The organism is Roseitranquillus sediminis, assembly GCF_016918935.1.
In the GTDB taxonomy this organism is placed as follows: Bacteria; Pseudomonadota; Alphaproteobacteria; order Rhodobacterales; family Rhodobacteraceae; genus Roseitranquillus; species Roseitranquillus sediminis.
In genome coordinates this window covers 15405-32526 of record NZ_JAFFOB010000023.1, presented here as the reverse complement: position 1 = coordinate 32526, position 17122 = coordinate 15405, and the positions used below count along the sequence as shown (strand labels likewise).

1 protein-coding gene is annotated in these 17122 nt (G+C 71.6%); it reads right to left on the bottom strand.

Translation table 11 applies throughout. The annotated features are described in order from the left end of the window. Positions 1-53 precede the first annotated feature (53 nt). Positions 54-17072 carry a leukotoxin LktA family filamentous adhesin gene (locus JM664_RS15680; RefSeq protein WP_227420881.1) on the bottom strand — a complete coding sequence of 5673 codons (17019 nt, stop codon included), beginning with the start codon at positions 17070-17072 and terminating at the stop codon, positions 54-56. Positions 17073-17122: the final 50 nt, after the last annotated feature.

Sequence of the window (17122 nt, the reverse complement as noted above, 5' to 3'; positions counted from 1 at the left end):
GGGGTACAACCCCGCACCACCGGGGACCGTTCCAGACGCGAGATGCCGGTGCGTCAGTCCGCCGAGGAGTGGATCAGCGGGACGCGCACTGCGTCTCCTGCACCGACCGACACCTTCGGCATGGCGGCGGTCCGGGTGACGCCGCCCTCGTCCTCCTCGAAGGTGAAGGGAAAGCCGAGGAAGTCGGTCTCGACGCCCACGCCGAACGCGAAGCCCTGCCCGCCGTTCAGGTCCACCCCGCCCAGGCGGCGGTTCAGCACCAGCACATGCTCGGTCACCAGCACGATCTCGTCGCTGATCGAAAACCCGATCCGCCCGCCCTGGTTGGCCAGCACCTGCGCGTCGGCAACGGTGCTCAGGCGGTCGAACTCGACCTGCGCCAGCAGGTCGAAGCTGCGCTGGCGGAACCAGACGTCGCCGTCGATCACCACGTCCTGACCGATGAAGCGCGGGCCGGCATGGCTGATCTGCCCGGTGCCGATGCGGCCATAGGTCAGCCGCAGCTCGCCGCCCGAGCGGTCGCGGCCGCGCAGCCGGGATCGGATGTCGCGGAAGTAGTCCGCGATGAAGAGGCGCGGCCCGTCGCCGATGCCGTCGACGTCGACCCTGTCGGCGAAGTCGCCCTCGGGGTCTTCGACCACGAGGTCCATCCCGTCCGCCGCCGTGAGGTCGTAGAAGTTCACGTCGATATCCTCGGCGTGCAGCCCCAGCTTCTCGCGCAGGCTGATGAGACCGACATGGAGCCGCCCCGGATCGCCCAGCACGGTCAGGTCCGCCTCGTCCGGCGACTGCGCCTCGCGCGTGCCATAGAGCTCGGGCCGCACCAGCTGCAGCGCCACCTCGTCGGCGAGGTCGACCAGCGCATACCCGACGACGTTCAGGCGGAGCTCGCCCGTCGCCGTCAGGGTCAGGTCGTTCGGCGTGCCGAGGACGCCCACCTCCAGCGCACGGCCCGGCCCCGGCTCAAGCGCCACGTCGCCCGTCTCGGAGAGCGCGAAGCCGACGCGGAGGTCGCCCGCCGTCTCCCTGTAGCGCACGTTATCGCGCGCGTAGAAGTGCAGCGCCGCGCCAGGCACCGCATCACCGGTGAATGTCGCGCCGCTCTCACCCCTGAGCGCCCCGCCGAAGGCGAAGAGGCGGATGTCGCCGCCCGCGAGGCTGGCCGCGTCGGCCATGACGTCGCCCGTGACAGCCGAGATCACCGACGGCCCCGTACCGGAATCGAGCGTGCGGACGACCGTGTCACCGTTCGTGACGACGTCGATCAGCGCGTCACTCGTCACCACCCGCTCAAGGATCAGGCCGTCCTGCTCCTGCAGGTGCAGCGCACCGCTCGTCACCTCCGCGTCGAGCGTGGCGAGCGCCACGCGCAGCCCCTCCGGCCCGATCGGCTCAAACGACGCGAGGCGCAGCGTCGCGCCGGCCCCCGGTTCGTTTGCGACGAGGCCCTGTCCCGCCTCGCCCGGCGCGACGGTCAGCGCACCGCCCGTCGTCACCGAAAGTGCGCGCGCCGTGGCGTTCTCCGTCTCGAGCCGCGCAAGGATCAGTTCCGCCCCGGTCTCCACGGCGATCGTGCCGGTGCCCGAGTAGATGCGTGTGTCGGCCACCTGCCGCAGCTCGCCAACGGTGCGCGCCGTGATCGCGCCGCCGTTGCTGAGGATATCCGCCCGCTGCAGCAGGCTCGCCGCGTCGACCCAGAGGTCGCCGTGGCTCACCACGCCCGGCCCCTCGTGCACCGTCAGCGCGCCGGTGGCCGAGAGACCGCCGCGCGCCGCAATCCGCGACCGCTCCACCGGCAGGCCGCCAATGCCGTGCAGCCATGCGTCACCCGTGCGGGTCTCGAGGTTGAGCCGGCCGTTCTCGAGGTCCGTCAGCTCGACGACGAGCCGCGTATCCTCCGTGCCCGCCGAGCCGCCGTCGATCTCCAGGTCTCCGGCCCGCACACGAACCGCGCCTGAGCCGACCTGGTCGGTAATCGCACCGGCCGCCGTCAGCCGCGCGATGTCGCCCGCGAAGATCTCGGCCAGCGGCATGTCGCCGATCGCGCGGACGTTCACCTCCACCCCGCTACGGGCGATGAGCGATCCGCCGGGCAGCACGTCCACCGTCAGCGCATCGTCGCCCGTTCCGATCGAGGCGTCCTCGCCGCTCTCGACGATGATCGCGCTGCCGGTCACTGCGGCGGCGCCGTCGCGGTTGTCGCGCATCTCGCCGTCGATCTTGATGCTGACGTCGCTGGTGCCGATGACCTCGGCGATCGTCGCCGGCGTCTCGGCGCCGAGGAACACCTCGAAGTTCTGCGCCCGCGCCCTGAGGTTGCCCTGCGCGACGCCCTCGACGACGCCGGTGAAGGCGAAGTTCACGTCCTCGTCGCGCCGCACGATTACCTTGTCGCCCTCAAAGCTGAGGTCCGTGCGCTCGGCGCCAGCGAGCACCCGCAGGTCCTCTGCCAGGCCGCTGCCCTCGCCCAGCGTATAGGGCTCGAGCAGCTCGCCGACCTGGTCCCGGGCGTAGAGGTTGATGTCGCCGAAGGCCGAGACGTTGGGGTCCTCGATCCGCACCTGCGTGTCGCCGGTGCCGCGGATCAGGCCGGCGCGGACCCACTGTTGCAGCTCGTCCTGGCTCCACTCCAGACCGTCCAGCACCTTCGCCGCCTCGTCCGCGGAGGGCAGGTACTCGTAGCCCGGATCGTAGGCTGCCTCGGCGTTCCAGCGGTCGTAGAGGCTCTGCCGGTCGTCGACGTAGGCGTCGAGTTGAGCCTCGGTCCAGCCGGCGTCGGCCAGGGACTGCCGCGTCGCGGCGTCGAGCGCGAAAGTCTGCGAAGCGTTGCCGTCCGCCAGGCGCTCCTGCCAGTAGTCGTCGTAGGTCCGCTCGCGCTCCTCCTTCAGCGCGCCGAGCTGCTCGGCCCGCCGCGCATCCGTCGCCTCGTCGCCATAGAGGCCGAGCTGGTCGCCCCAGAGCGAGACGAGCTGCGCCTCGCTGCGGATGTCGCGCACCTCGACGTCGTTGCGATCGGTGATCGAGCCGGTGGGCGCGAAGAGGGCCACGCTGCCGGTGTCGGAGACGACCTCGCGCACCGGCAGGTCGCCGCTCGTCTCCGCGATGAAGACGTCGCCGCGCGCCCGGGCCGTCAGGCTCAGATCGTCGACGTTCACGCGGAGGGGTGCGCCGTCGGCGCCGATCGTGCCGCCATGAGCCCTCAGCTCGATCTCCGAGCCCGTAACGCCAGCGCCGCCGTCGGCCATTAGGATCGAGTCCTGCGCCTGCAGCCGCACTTCGCCCACCGGGTCGGTGTTGGGGTTCGCGCTGCGCTCCGTCGTGCGGATCTCGCCCACCAGCATGTTGCCCGACACCTCGTAGATGTCGATCTCCTCCCGAGCTACGACCGACAGGACCGCGCCCTCGGCCTGGTCGATGCGCATCGGGCTCGCCAGGGACCGCACGCTGCCGACGTTCGACGCGAGGTCGAGGTCTGCGACCGCCAGCGTCACCGAGCTGTCGGTCGTCATGACCGAGCCTGCGGTCGAGCGGATCTCGCTGTCGCCGATCTGGTTGCTCACGAGATCGCCGAACATCACGTCGCCCACGCTCTGGATGTCGAGCTTGCCGGTGTCGGCGCCCTGGAAGGTGATCGCGATCGGGTAGTCCGCCTTCAGCCGGTGAGTGTAGAGGTGCTCGGCCGTCTGCGTCTCGGACCAGGTCTTGGTGACGGTGCCGATGCCTAGGAAGCGCCCGTCGTCGGTCTTCTCCTCCTGACGGCCCGAGTTGGAGTTCTTCGTCCGCCGGCTGCTGAAGGCATAGGGGTAGTCGCCGCCGCCGAGACTCGCGCCGAGGTACGGACCGTCGAGTCCCGGCGTCGTCACCGGGTCGAGCGGCGTCGCGACGGCTGGATCGGTCCGCGAATTGACGCTGTCGCTGAGCGGCGCCCAGAAGTAGAATGTCTTCTGGGTGTAGTTCGTCTTTTGCGTCACCGTCTCGCCGCGCACGACGATGAAGTCGCGGTTCGCGACCGGCTGGAACGAGCCGTTCCGCCCCTCCGCCGCCTCCGACGTCGACACGAGCCGCGTCGGGATCTCGCGCGTCACGTCGGTCACGCCGTCGTCGTCGAAGTCGATTTCGTCGAGCTCGAACGACCTGTTGTCGCGCACCTCGAGGCGGTCGCCGATGCGCCGGTACTCCGTGATCAGCGGCCGGGTGGGCGACAGCATCCGCGAGGGATCCGTGTCGCTGATCCGCACCACGCCCTCGATGCCCTGCTGGCCCTCGCCCGACTCGCCCAGGTCAATGCGGTCGAAGACGATGGGCAGGCTCGAGTCGTTCACGACGTCGATGGCACCGAACCCGTCGAGCGACTGGATCTCGCCCGAGCCGGTGGACAGGAGCTGCCCGGTCAGCTCGACCCGGCCGCCCTGCACCACCATCGGGTCGACCACGATACGCCCGTCGCCTAGGGTGCCGTCGCCGGCATCGTAATAGATGCGTACGTTCGAGGTGATGTGCGCGTTGCGCACCACGTTGTCGGTGACCGGCGTCGCCGTGTCGTAGACCAGCGTCCGGCCGGTGCGCGGCAGGTCGCCCGAGCCCAGCTTGTCGCGGACGAAGCCGTCGAAGCCTGCGTTGATGGCGATGTCGTAGTGCCCCGTCCCCGCCTGCACGAGCCCGTTGATGTTTAGCTTGTCGGCCGTGATGTAGACGTTCCGCCCGGCGCGGATCTGCCCCCGGCGCGGCGCCAGCTGGAACCTCGGCACCGGACCGAGGAACGGGGCGGAGAAGTTGCCACCGGCCCGGCCGCTGACCGAGACGCCGGCCAGCGTGTAACCCCGCGCAATGCGATCGTTGCGGGCGAAGTAGCTCTCGTAGATCTCATCGGGCTCGCCGTCGACGTTGGTGAAGCCCCAGGTGAAGCCCTGCACGAAGTCGCGCCCGGCGCTGAGGCGCACGGTGCGGCCCGAGACGTCGTCGCGCACGTCGAGGTCGCCGAAGTTCGAGTTGATGTCGATCAGCCCGTCGCGGTTCTCGATCGGCCCGTCCACGATGATCGAGCCGTCGCCGTAGGTCACCACCTCGATCACCGGCTCGCCCGCCTGGTCGCCCGAGATCATAGCGTAGTCGTAGCTGCCAGGCCGCTGGCCGGAAAGCGCGCGCACCTCGCCCGTATTCGTGACGGCGATGTCGTTGAAGTGGATGCGCCCGCCCTCGTTCTCCGGGATCGCCATGCCCGCGGTCGTCAGGTACGAGTCCGAGTAGAGGTGCACGATGATCCGCGCATTGCCCGGCGCCTCGAGCGTGCCGGTGCCGGCGCCCTGCACGAAGTCCGCCCGCATCACGATGTTGCCCTCGGTCGCGACGATGTCGCCGAGGTCGACGAAGTTCGCGGTGCCGCTGATGGTGGCCGCCCGCGCGACCAGCTGATCCCGCTCCGCCGTCCAGGCGATCACCGCCTGCTGGTCCTGGCTCAGGATCGGGTCGGAAATCAGCTCGTTCAGCGTCGCGATCCGCGCCGCGATCTCGCTGCTGAGGTTGACGTTCTCGCGGATCGAGAATTCGACGTCTCCGGCGAGCTCGTTCGAATAGGGCTGTCTGGTCAGCGGGTCAGTCTCCAGCCCGTTGGCGAGCCGGTCGTTCTCGTCGAGGATCAGGACCTGCCGGTTGCGCGAGCCCGCGCGGACGTAGCCGTTGACCCTGATGCCGTCGTTGGTCCTGCGATCCACGGTGGTGCCGGTCTCGATGTCGAGGCTGACCGGCTCGCCGACGAACGCCTCGCTAATCGCCGAGCCGATCTCGGCCAGCACCTGGCGATAGAGATCCTTGCCGCGGCCGTAGCCCTTCACCTCGCGTCCGCCCTCCTCGGCCAGGAGATAGACGTCGCGCACCGCCAGCACCCGCGCGCCCTCGCCCACCGTCACGCGCGAGGCGGTGTCGGCCGTCGCGTCGGCCTTCGGGTCCGTACTTATGGGGAACGCGGTCTTGTTGAAGACGCGCGATTCCGCCTTGACCGCGACGCGCTGCGCCGCTGCGGCGCCGTATCCGGCCTGCAGTTCGACGTCGTTCATCGACTCGATCTGTGCCCCGGAGAGCAGCACGATGTCGTTGCGCGCGTTGTAGGTCGCCTCGGACAGCGCCGAGGCCGCGCCCGCCGCGCCGTAGGACTTGGTGTCGACCTCGGAGACGATGTCGCTGTCGCCGCCCGAATAGATCTCGATCGTATCCATCCCGAAGAGTCGGGCTGCGCCGACGGTCACCTTCGTCGTGTTGCTGTTGGCCCTGACCTCGCTGTCGCCGATCGGCACCGCGATCGCGCCGCCCGAGTCGAGCTTCAGCCGGTCGATCAGCGTGAGGTCCGAGAACGCGCCGATGCGGAAGCGTTGACCGGCGTCCCGCAGGTCGGTCTGGATAAGCTCTGCGCCGCCAGCGACCGAGACGTCGGTGCTGGACGAGGCGTCGACCCGGCTGACCATCGCCGCCACATCGAGCGCGCCGCCCGAACCAGAGCGCACGTTGAAGCCGTCCTCGGGCCGCGTCATCGCGTTGGTCGCGGCGATCTCGAAGTTGCGCGCGTTAAGCGATGCGCCGCTCCCGATGCCCAGGTCCACGTCCGAACCGAGCGTGCTGCGGATGTCGGCGCCCGAGACGCCGAGCGCGGCGGCGCTGGTCGTATCGACCTTGCCGGCCAGCGTCGCGGCGTGGCCCGCCTCAATGTTGAGGGTCTCGACGTCGATGCGGACGGCGGCGTTCCGCGCGATGTCGGTCAGCGTGGTCGCGTCGGTATCGACCCGCACCTCGGCGCCCGCGCCGGAGACGAGGCCGCCCGAGCCGGAGAGCGCGCGCGCCGCCACGTCCGGGGCGTTGCCGCTGGAGATGTCGACGGTCCCGTCGGTCGAGGCCAGCGTCGCGCCGTCGACCAGCGTCGCCACCCGGGCCGAGGCACCGTCCTCCTGCCCCGCCCGCGCGATGGTCACGCCCAAGGCCAGCGCCGCCAGCGCCCGCCCAGTGGCGAAGGCGTCGGCCGAGACCTCCTGCGCCTCAGCCGCGATTGCGATGGCGTTTCCGGCCTGCAGGAAGCCCGCAACGGAGGTTTCGACGTCATAGTCGAACCATGCCTCGGCCTCCGCTCCGTTCCCGGCGAGCAACCCGCCCGAGGTGGAGCTCGCCCGCGCCTGCGCATTCGCCCGCTCCACGCCGAGGAGCGCGGCGGGCCGCGCCAGGCGCGTCGCGATGTCGATGTCGGTGTCCGCGATGATCGAGGCGTCGACCGTCGTCTGCAGCGTCATTTCGGCCCGCGCACGGGCGACCGAGGCACCGACCGCGACGGCGCCGACCGCGATGCCCTTGGCCGTCGCGTCGGCACGCCCGGCGCTGCGGTTCGACAGCGTCACCGTGTCACCGATCAGCGCAGCGCCGCTGACGTTCATCAAGCCCGTCGCCGCATTGCGCGCCGTGACCACGACGCTGTTGAGGCCGCCGAGGATGCCGCCGGTGCTGCCTTCGCCGACCGCCTCGGCGTCGGTCGTGTCGGCGGCTGTCAGGCGGATATCTTCACCGCGGATGGCGGCCGCGCCGACCGTGATGCCGGTTCCGCCCTCGATGGCGGTTTCCGCCACCGCCAGCCCCGCGCCCGCGACGCCGGAGAACGAGACGTTGAAGACGTCGGCCGTGATGCGATCGCTGCGTGTCGCGCCGAAGTCGACCGAGGCGGCGCGGGTCCGCGTCAGGCCGCCGATCCTCGCGCCACCGCCGACGTCCACCGTGGCGGTTCCCGAGACACGTGCCAAGGCAACGCCCACCCCGGCATTGTAGCCGAACGAGGCACCGAGCGTCGCGGCGCGAGCGGCAACGGCGGGTTCGCCGCCAATGCCTCCGGTCCCGGCATTCAGTGTCACGGCGCCGTCCGCCGCGACGCGCGTGTTCGTGCCGAGCTCCACCGCCGCCCCCGTACCCACATTCGAGACGGCCGTGCCGCTCGACATGCCGCCCGCGAGCGAGGCGGAGCCGGCGCCGCCGAGCTGGACGACCTTCGTCTCCGCGCCGGCGGTGGCCGAGAGGTCGCCGCGGGTCGCGAGGCTGGCGCCATCGCCCACATCCACGCGCACCACGTCCTCTCCCACGTCGCCCAGCAGGTCCGTGGACCGGCGCCGGTCGACCACCTTCTCCTGCGTGTCGGCGCCGCCGGCGAAGCCGACGAGGCTGCCGCCGGTATTCTGCCGGTCCTCGGCGCTGGCCGAGCCGTCGAGGCCGCTTTCGCCGGACTGGTCGCTGGCGAGCTCGCCCTCGACGTCGCCCAGCAGACCATCGCGCTCGCCCTCGTCGTCCTCGGCCCGTGCGCCGAGCTCCACGACGCTGATCGCCGCGCCGACCGCGACGGCCCCGGTCCCGGCGGCGACGACGCCCGAAGAGATGTCGCGCACCGACTTCGCCGAAAGCGTCAGTCCCCCGTCGGTCGGCGCGCCGATAGCGTTGGCGGCGAGCGTGGAGCCGGCGCCGACCGTGACGCGCGTGGTCCCGGCGAAGCTGGCGTAGTCGAGCGCCGCGCCGATGCCCACCGCGCCGACGCCGACCGTTCCGCCCTTGCCGCGCAGCGTGACGGTGTCCTGCGCCGAGAGCCGCATGGCGTCGCCGGAGGAGAGCCGCTGCGCCGCGCCCACGTCGACCGCCGTCGTCGCCTTCACCAGCGAGACGTTGGCGCTGAGCGCGAGTGCGCCCGCGCCACCCGCGAGCGCCGCCGAACCGGTGTCGGTCCCGATCTGCGTCCTGGCGTCCACCGTCAGCTCATCGGTCGCGGAAAGGTCGCTCTGGCGGTTCGGCCCGGCCGAGCCGATCGCGATGCGGGACGTGCCGTCGAACACCGTGACCTGCACCGCGCCCGCGACGCCGACCGCGCCGCCTGCCGCGCCGCCCGCGAAGGTGGTGACGCCGCTGTCGACCAGCGTGTCGAGCCGCAGGTGTCGCCCTGCCGACACGTCGGTGCCGGCCAGCGTCACCAGGGCGTCCGCGCCGATGGTCGTGACGTTGGCGTTGGCCGCGACCCCGACGAAGCCCCCACCGGCGCCCGCCACATAGCTCTCGACCTCCGTGTCCGCTCCGGCGGAGACGAGGACGTCCCGCCGCGCCGCGATGTCGGCGGCCCATGTCGCCACTTCGGCGGCGCTCGTGGCCAGCGTCGTGCCAGCGGCCGCACCGACGCCGGCCGTGCCGCCGATCGCAACGTTGACCGCATAGCTTTCGGCGCGGTTGTCGATGTCGGCGTTCAGGACCGTGTCCTGCGCCGCGGCGGCGTCGGTCGTGCCGATGGCGCTGGCGTAGTCGGTGTCGAACTGCGGATTCAGACGCTGGAGCGTCAGGTCGCCCTCGGACCCGATCTCCACCCGCGCGCTGTCGTCGATCAGGTTGAAGCTGAAGAGGGCCGAGACACCGGCGACGCCGCCCACGGACCCATTCGCGGTCAGCATGGTGATGTCGCTGCGGCCCTGCGCATTGACGGCGAGGCCCGTGACGAATTGCGTGGCACCGTCGGCGTCGACGTGGCTCAGCGTGGAGTGGCCGAGGCCGATCAGCCGCGCGTCGTCCAGCACCGCCGCGCGAACCCGGTTCCCGAGCGTGCTGACGGAGGCCGATGCGCCGACTCCAGCCGCGCCGCCGCCACTGATCGACAGGTTCGCGCCCGGCAGCTCGTCCTCGCCGCCGAGCATCGAGATGCTGTTGCGCCCGATTGCGCTCAGCAGGATGGAACCGCGGGTGACGATGTCCGACCGCTCGGGTCCGCCCGCGTTGTCCTTATCACGCACCAGTGCCTCGACGACGTTGGCGGCCGTGTTGCCGATGCCCGTGCCGGTCACGGCGATGCCGCCGGAGATCGCGCCGGAGATGGCGTTGGCGGCGAGCGTTGTGACGGCGTCGGCGGTGATCCTGACGGCGTCATGGGCCAGCAGGCTGCTCGCGTCGAAGTCGGCCCGGACCGTCTGCCGCGCCGCGTTGATCGAGATGCCGACCCCGACCGACGCGCCGCCGTCCGCCGCCACGGCACCTGCATTGGCGGTAAGGTTCGGCGCCGCCGACGCGGCCAGCGTCAGGCTGCTCGCCTGGATTCCGGAGCGACGCGCCGCCGCCGTCACGAGGCCGTCCGCGACGTTGAGCGCGAAGCTGCCGGCGAAGGCGCCGGTCGCGCCGCCGCCCACCGCGGCGGAGAGCGCTTCGAGCGTCATGGTCTGCGTGGCCGTGACGGCGACGGCACCCGCGGCGGCAAGCGGGGCGCCGGGGTCCTCCGTCTCGCGCCGCGTCAGGACCGTCGCGTCCTCGATCGCCGCCTCCCCGTCGTCGGACATGACGTTGACGACGATGGCGCCGCCCGCCCCCGCCGTGCCGCTGGCTCCGGCCGCGCCCGCGAAGGACTTGATCGTGCCCGTCTGCAATGCCGACACGTTCACCGCGCCGCGATCGGTTCGCAGCGCGGCGCGGGTGCCGGTCCCGGCGCCGACGATGCGGGCGTCCGCCTGCCGGTTCATCACGTTGACGGTGATCGATCCCGCGCCGCCGACCGCGCCGCCGACTCCGCCCGAGACGCCCGCCGTCCGGATCGAGCCGAGCTGCGTGGCGCTGACATTGACTTCCCCGGCCGCGCGCGTTTCCTGGCCCGCCGGCAGCACCAGCTCGGCCTCCAGCTTGCCGAACATCAGGTTGACCGTAATCCCCGCGCCGATGCCGTTCGAGCCGCCGATCGCCGCCGCCCCCGCCAGCGCCCGCGTCGCCCCGGTCTCGGAGGTGGAAATCGTCGTGGCCGGCAGCACCGGCGACGCGCCCGTCAGCTGCACCCGCGCCCGCACGATGTCGTCGCTGTCGAGTTCCAGCGTCATCTGGTCGGCGCTGAGGCTGTCGGCCGTGGTCGTCGCGGTAGATCCCACGAGGTCCGAGACGGCCGTGTCGCGCCGATCTGCCGCGGTGTCCTGCGCCTCGCTCAACGGGTCCTCTTCGGCAGGACCCGGCAGCGGCTCGACCGACGGGCCGTCATCGCCCGGCCGCCCGATCTGCGAGTAGACCATAGAGCCGGCGACGGAGGTGGCGCCGGACCCCGCGACCCCGGCGGCGATGGCGTCGATCGTGGCGGCGTTGGTCGCCTGCACCGACAGCGACCCCGCCGTCACCGGCGCGGCGGTGACCAGGTCCGCCGTCACCCCGCCGTGGATCGTGGCGACCGTCAGCGCGATGCCCACCGCGTTGTTGCCGCCGATCGCGGCCGAGCCCGAGAGGATCTCGATCGACCCGCTGCGGCTCGCGGCCAGCACCGCGGCGCCGGTTCCGGCGTCGAGGCTCGCATTCGCCGCCTGCACTCGCGTGGTGTTGCCGATGTCGCCGATGGCGATGGACCCCGCCACCGCGTTCTGTCCGCCGCCGGCGAGCCCGACGGCCATGCTGTCGATCTCGCTCTCGTTGCCGGCATGGAGTTCGACGCCGACCCCCTCGAGCATCGCTCCGTCCGCGGTCACTGCGGTTTCGTGGGCGATGAAGTTCGCCGCCACCGCCCCCGCGACACCGGTGCCCGAAACGCTGACCGCCGCGCCGCCCGCCAGGCTCTCGACGCTGGCCGTGTCCCGCGCCCTGAGCGCCAGCGCGCCGCCGGCCGTCAGGTCCGCGCCCACAGCCGATATAAACGTTTCTGCGGTCGTGACGTTCACCGTCACCGCACCGCCGAGGCTCAGGTCGCGCGAAGCGCTGAGCGCGGCGGCCAGCGACGCGAACTCGCCACCCGCCAGCGCCTCGACGGTCATGTCGCCGCCATCGCGGGTGCTGAGCGTGGCGCCGTCGAGCAGGACGCGCGTGTTGTTCGCCAGGAGCAGGTTCACCGTGCCCGCGAAGCCGCCCGCCCCGCGCCCGGAGGCCGCTGCGCCGCCGCCGATGCTCTTGATGATCCGCGTCGCGTCGGCACGCGCGGTCAGGCTCGCCGCCTGGGCCACGGTGCTGCCTGCGAGCGAGACGGTGACGTCGGCGGTGATCTCGTTGGCCGAGAGGCCGACGCCGACCGCCGTGCCCTCGCGCGCCGCCGCGCCGGCGACGGCGATGCTGAAGATGTCGCTGGTGCTGTCGGCATCGACCTTGACCGCGCCCAGCTCCGGCCCGCCGTCGCGCCGGGCGAGGTCCACCTGCTCCAGCCGGCCGGCGGTGTCGGCCGTCACCACGTTGACCGTCGCCGCGCCGCCCACCGCCGCCGTCTGGCCGCCGGTCAGCGCGCCGCCGAGCGAGAAGATCGTGTTGGTCTCCGTGGCGTCGACATTCACCGAAGAGGCGCGCAGCTCGACCCGCTCGCCCTCGGCGCCGACGACCGCCGCCTTCGCGCCACCGGTGATGGTGTTGACCGCGACCGATCCCGCGATGCCGGTCTTGCCGACGCCCGCCGAGACGCCGAAGCCGTAGATCGACTGCGTCGTGTCGGCGAGGACTGAAAGCGCGCCTGTCGTGACGCTGCTCGCGCCCGTGACGCCTGCCGTGGCGCTGCGGTCGACGGTGTTGACAGCGATGCCGATGCCGACGCCGTAGCCCTGCGTCTTGTCCATGTTGATGCCGACCGCCCCGCCGATGCCGACGGTGAGCGAGGCGTCGTCCGCCTCGACCCTCACGCTCTCAGCGGTGATGCCAGCGTCGGCTACCTCGGCCTCGGCCCCGCCCTCCAGCACCGCGACCGCGACCGACCCGGCGAGCGCCATGCCCCCGCGCGACGTGCCCGCGCCGCCGACGGCGACGTTGACCACGGTGGCCTGGTCGTCGGCGTGCAGCGTCACGACACCGCCGGCCTCGACCGCGGCGCCGGAGACGCGGGCGTCGATCTCGCGCGTGTCGACGTGGATCGCGAAGGCGCCCGCGAGCGCGTTGGTGTCCTGCGTCTTGCCTAGGCCAGCGGCGACCGCGCCGCCCACGGTCACGCCGACGCCGCGGTTGCGCGCCGTGACGCCCATCGCGCCCGGCAGGTCGACCCGCGCCGGCGTAGCGATTTCCGCCGTCGTGGAGTTGCCGAGGATCAGGTTCAGCGACGCCGCGGCCGAGACCGACCAGCCAGCCTTCTGCTGGTTGCCTTCGGCATCGGGCGGCGTGTCGACCTCCGCCTGCTGGCCGATGGCGTCGTTCTCGTCCTCGTCGAAGAACCACGAGGGGATGATCATGTCCTCCTCGTTCTCCTCCGGCGGTGGCTCAGTCGTGGGCTTGCCGGCGACCTTGGAGCCGGCGACCGCGACGCCGATCTCCAGCGTGTCGTTCTCGGCGAGGATGGTGAGCGAGCCGGCGTCGACGACAGTGTGGCCGTCCGGCGCCACAGGCTCCACGCCCTCGGCCGGGCCGATGCCGGCGTAAATCCGGCGGGTCGCGAAGTTGACGTTGCCCGACGCGCCGACGCCGATGTTCTCGGACGCGGATACAGCGCCCGCGGCGGCCCAGTCGATCGAGCTGTCGCGCGCCGTCAGCGACACCGCGCCCGCCGACACCGTGGCGGCCTCGCCGATGCGGGCGATGGTCTCGGCCTCGGCGATGTTGGCCGAGATCGAGGCGTTGATCGCCACCTCGGCCCCGTTGCCGCCGGAATAGGCGAGGTTGCCGACGAAGTTGCGCGTGGTCGCCTCCAGCGTCAGGTCGCCGCCGGTGACGGTGACCTCCGCCCCGCTCTCGATCAGCGCCTCCACCCGGCTGCGCACGCGGGCGATGTTGATGGCTCCGCCGATGGCGTCATTGACCTTGGCCTCGCCGAAGAGCGGCAGGCTCTTCGGCAGGTTGGCGATGTGCAGGAACAGCGCCTCCTGCCGCGCCGTCACGTCCGCCCGCGCGTCCAGCGTCACCTTGGCGCCGTCGCGGATCACGGCGCTCGTCTCGCTGTCGGTGTTGAAGTAGATGACCGTGATGCCCAGCGCGAGCTTCTGCTCCTCGCCCGGCACGACGGCGCGTGAATCGTCGCCAGGACGCGCCGCCTCGCCCTTCGCCTTGGCGTCGCTCGTCTGGTAGGTCAACGGATTGACGGCCGCGATCAGCTCCGAGACCTCGGGCACCTGGTCGTCGTCGGGGTCGTCGTTGAGCTGGCCGAGCGGGTTGTAGTCCGAAACTTGGGCGGTGAAGTCGCGCCACTCCTGCCGGATCTCGTTCAGCGGGTCCGCGTTCGGAAAGCGCGTCACGGCGTGGACGTCGAGGCTGCCGGCCGTCACCGTCGCGTCGGCGCCGATCTCGGCGCGCGTCTCGCCCAGCATCGTCGAGACGCCAACATTCATCATCGTGGCATTGGAGTAGCGGCCGAGGATCTCGTCCTCGGTGATCGGGTCGCTCGGGTTGGCCTGGTTGTGGATCTGGACCTGGCGCTTGAGCACCTGAGTCAGCACGCCGAACGCCGCGCTCGTCGCCCGCTTCAGACCGGCGCCTCCCTCGCCGTCGTCGTCGGCAAAGCGGTAGGCGGCGTTGACGGCTACGTTGGCGCCGATGGCGGTCACGCTGGTGGTGCCGAGCTGCGTCAGCGGGCGCGCGTCGGCGCTCAGGTCGTGGTAGCCCCCGCCCAGCCTGGCGAAGGTGTCGTCGTCGTCGACCTGCACGTCGACCGACATGCCAAAGCCGAAGCTCGGCTTGCGGTTGGGGTCGGCGGGCTTGCCCGTGGCCTTGCCGCGGATCGTGGCGGCGAAACCGGTCAGCGGTGCCTTGTTGAGCACCCGGCTGCGGATCAGCTTCTCGACGTTGGCGAGACCCATGGTCGCCGAGGTCGCGTGCGACTTCTTGAAGTAGAGCGTCTCGGCATCGAGCGCGACTGCGCCGCCCGCCGTCGTCGTGCCGCCCAGCGCCGCCTCGGTCAATGCCTGCGAGACGCCGATGTTGACCGCGACCGCCGCAGTGCCCTGCATCCCGGCGTTGGCCGTAGCGCTGTTGGCGTGAGACTTGCCCGTCAGCGCCGCCATCCGCAGCGGGCCTGCCGAGTTGAGGGTGCCGCCGCGGACCAGAACCTGGTTCGTCAGGTCGCGCACCGTGACGATCAGCGCGCCGGCAAGGTTGGCGACGGCGGTGGAAGCGACCGTCACGTTGTGGTTCTCAAACGCCGTGCTCGCCAAACGGACGCCGCCTGCGCGCGTGGTGAGCGAGCTGTTCGCGACCTCCACGCGCGAGTGCGTCTCGGTCGCGGCGATGCCGATTCCCAGCAGATAGGCCTTGGGCGCGATCGTCAGCGAAGTGTCCGCATGGGACTGGATCAGCAGGCTGTCGCTGGCGCTGTCCCACGCGGTCGGCAGCTTCGCGTTCAGCGCATAGACACCCTCACCGAGAAAGCGATAGCCGTCCTCGCGCAGGCCGGTGGAGGCAAGCTGGCCGTTGACGGCGAAGGCGGTGGCGTCGTCCGGCGTCTCCGGCGCCTGGCCTGCGTCGGTCCAGTTGCCCTGCGCCTCGATCTGACTGTCGGTGATGGTGACCTTGGCGTCCGCCGTCAGCACCTGCACCTGCAGGGGGACATAACCGTTCGCGGTCTGCAGGGTGCGTTCGAAGACGCCGGTGACGGTATCGACCGCCTGGTCGAGGAGCTGCTGGATCTGCTCTTCCGTGGCCGAGCTCTCGGCCGCGTCGACCTGCGCCCCTTCCACCGCCTCGTCGTCGCTGCCCAGCGCGTTGGCGACCCTGGCGACCGCGGTAATGGCCACCGCCCCGCCGGTGACGCTGGCGCCGTCGATCGAGACGCTCGCGACTTCTGCGTCGGGATTGATCGCCCAGGCGATCCCTTCATTCTCGCTGCGGGTGAAGATGCCGATCAGGCCGCCACCTTCCGCGGCCGCGCTGTCGGCCCTCAGCCGCGCGCCGGTCGACACCGTGACGTTGGTGCCCGCGATCAGCAGGTCGCCTGCCGCACCCGCGCCCGCCGCTCCGGCGAATGCGTCCTGCCCGCCGCCCGGAACGATGGCGCGGGTCGAGAGGCCGACGCCCTCGGCCACGGTCACCGCCTGCGCCGCCACGAGTGCGAGGTCGCCGCCGCCGGTCACGATGTCGCCGGTCACGCTCACGCTTTCGCCCGTGACGAACGCCTCGCCCGACGCGCCGCTGTCCGAGCCGGTGTCGAGCGTGCCCGCCGCCGTCACCGCGCCCGCGCTGCCGAGCGCGAAGAAGCCGCCGTCGCCCGCGACGGAGCGTGCGTCCACGCGGAGCGCCTCCTCCATGATCGCCGAGCCCTGCGCGAAGAGCACGACGGAACCGCCTCCGGCGGCGCCGCTGGCCGCGACATCGACCGTGCCGCCCACGGTCATCTCGCCACCGGACTGCGCCTCGACGAGGCCGCCGCTGCCGCCGCCGCGCTTGGCCGAGCTCTGGCCGCGAAGCTGCATGTCGCCCGAGGCGAAGAGGCGTATTACGCCGCCCTCGACCGTCGCCCCGCCCGCGGTCGGGATGCCGTCGGTGTTGACGGCAGGCGCGATGGTGCCGCTGGTTCCCGGCGCGTCCACCGCGATCCGGCCGCTCATCATCATGTTGAGGCTGCCCGACCGGACCTCCAGCCGCTCCGCGTTGATCGTGCCGCCGATGGTGATGCCGGCGGCCGGATCGATCGGCTCGGTCCCCGCGAACAGCCGCGCGGCCGACTGGCCACCGAGCTCCGCTACCAGCTGGTCGGCGAAGGCGCCGGTCGGCGTGGAAAGCGTCAGCCGCCCCGCGTTGATGATGCCCCCCGCGCTGACCACGAACCCATCCGGATTGACGAAGTAGACGTCGCCGCCGATGCCGAGGTCCGCGAGCGGCGAGCCGACCTTGGCGTTCAGCGTGCCGGCGATGGTCGAGCCGCCGTTGCGGATGACGTTCACCAGCCGGTCCGCGCCGCCCGGCTGATACACGTTCACCGTGGACCCGGCGCCGACGTCGAAGCGGCTGAAGCTGTTGAAGGCGGTGCTGTTGCGGATCGTCCCGCTGGTGACGTTGATGACCGCGCCAGAGGTGGCGACGTCGGTGGCGGTCGCGCCGTCCGCCACCACCTGCGCATAGGCCGGCGCCACCTGCAGCACTGCGACCGCCGTGGCGCTGACAGTTGCAATCAGCCTTCGCGCCAGTCTGCTGGCAAGCGAAGGTCCCGTCCGGCGTGTGGGTCTGCGCGTCATGTCGCCACCTCGTCAGTCCGGCCCGGTCGGGCCCTCATGGATCGGCGCGC

What these genes read in the sequence shown, in the direction of transcription:
- JM664_RS15680 (WP_227420881.1), bottom strand. Translation starts at nt 17,072, where the DNA reads ATGACGCGCAGACCCACACGCCGGACGGGACCTTCGCTTGCCAGCAGA.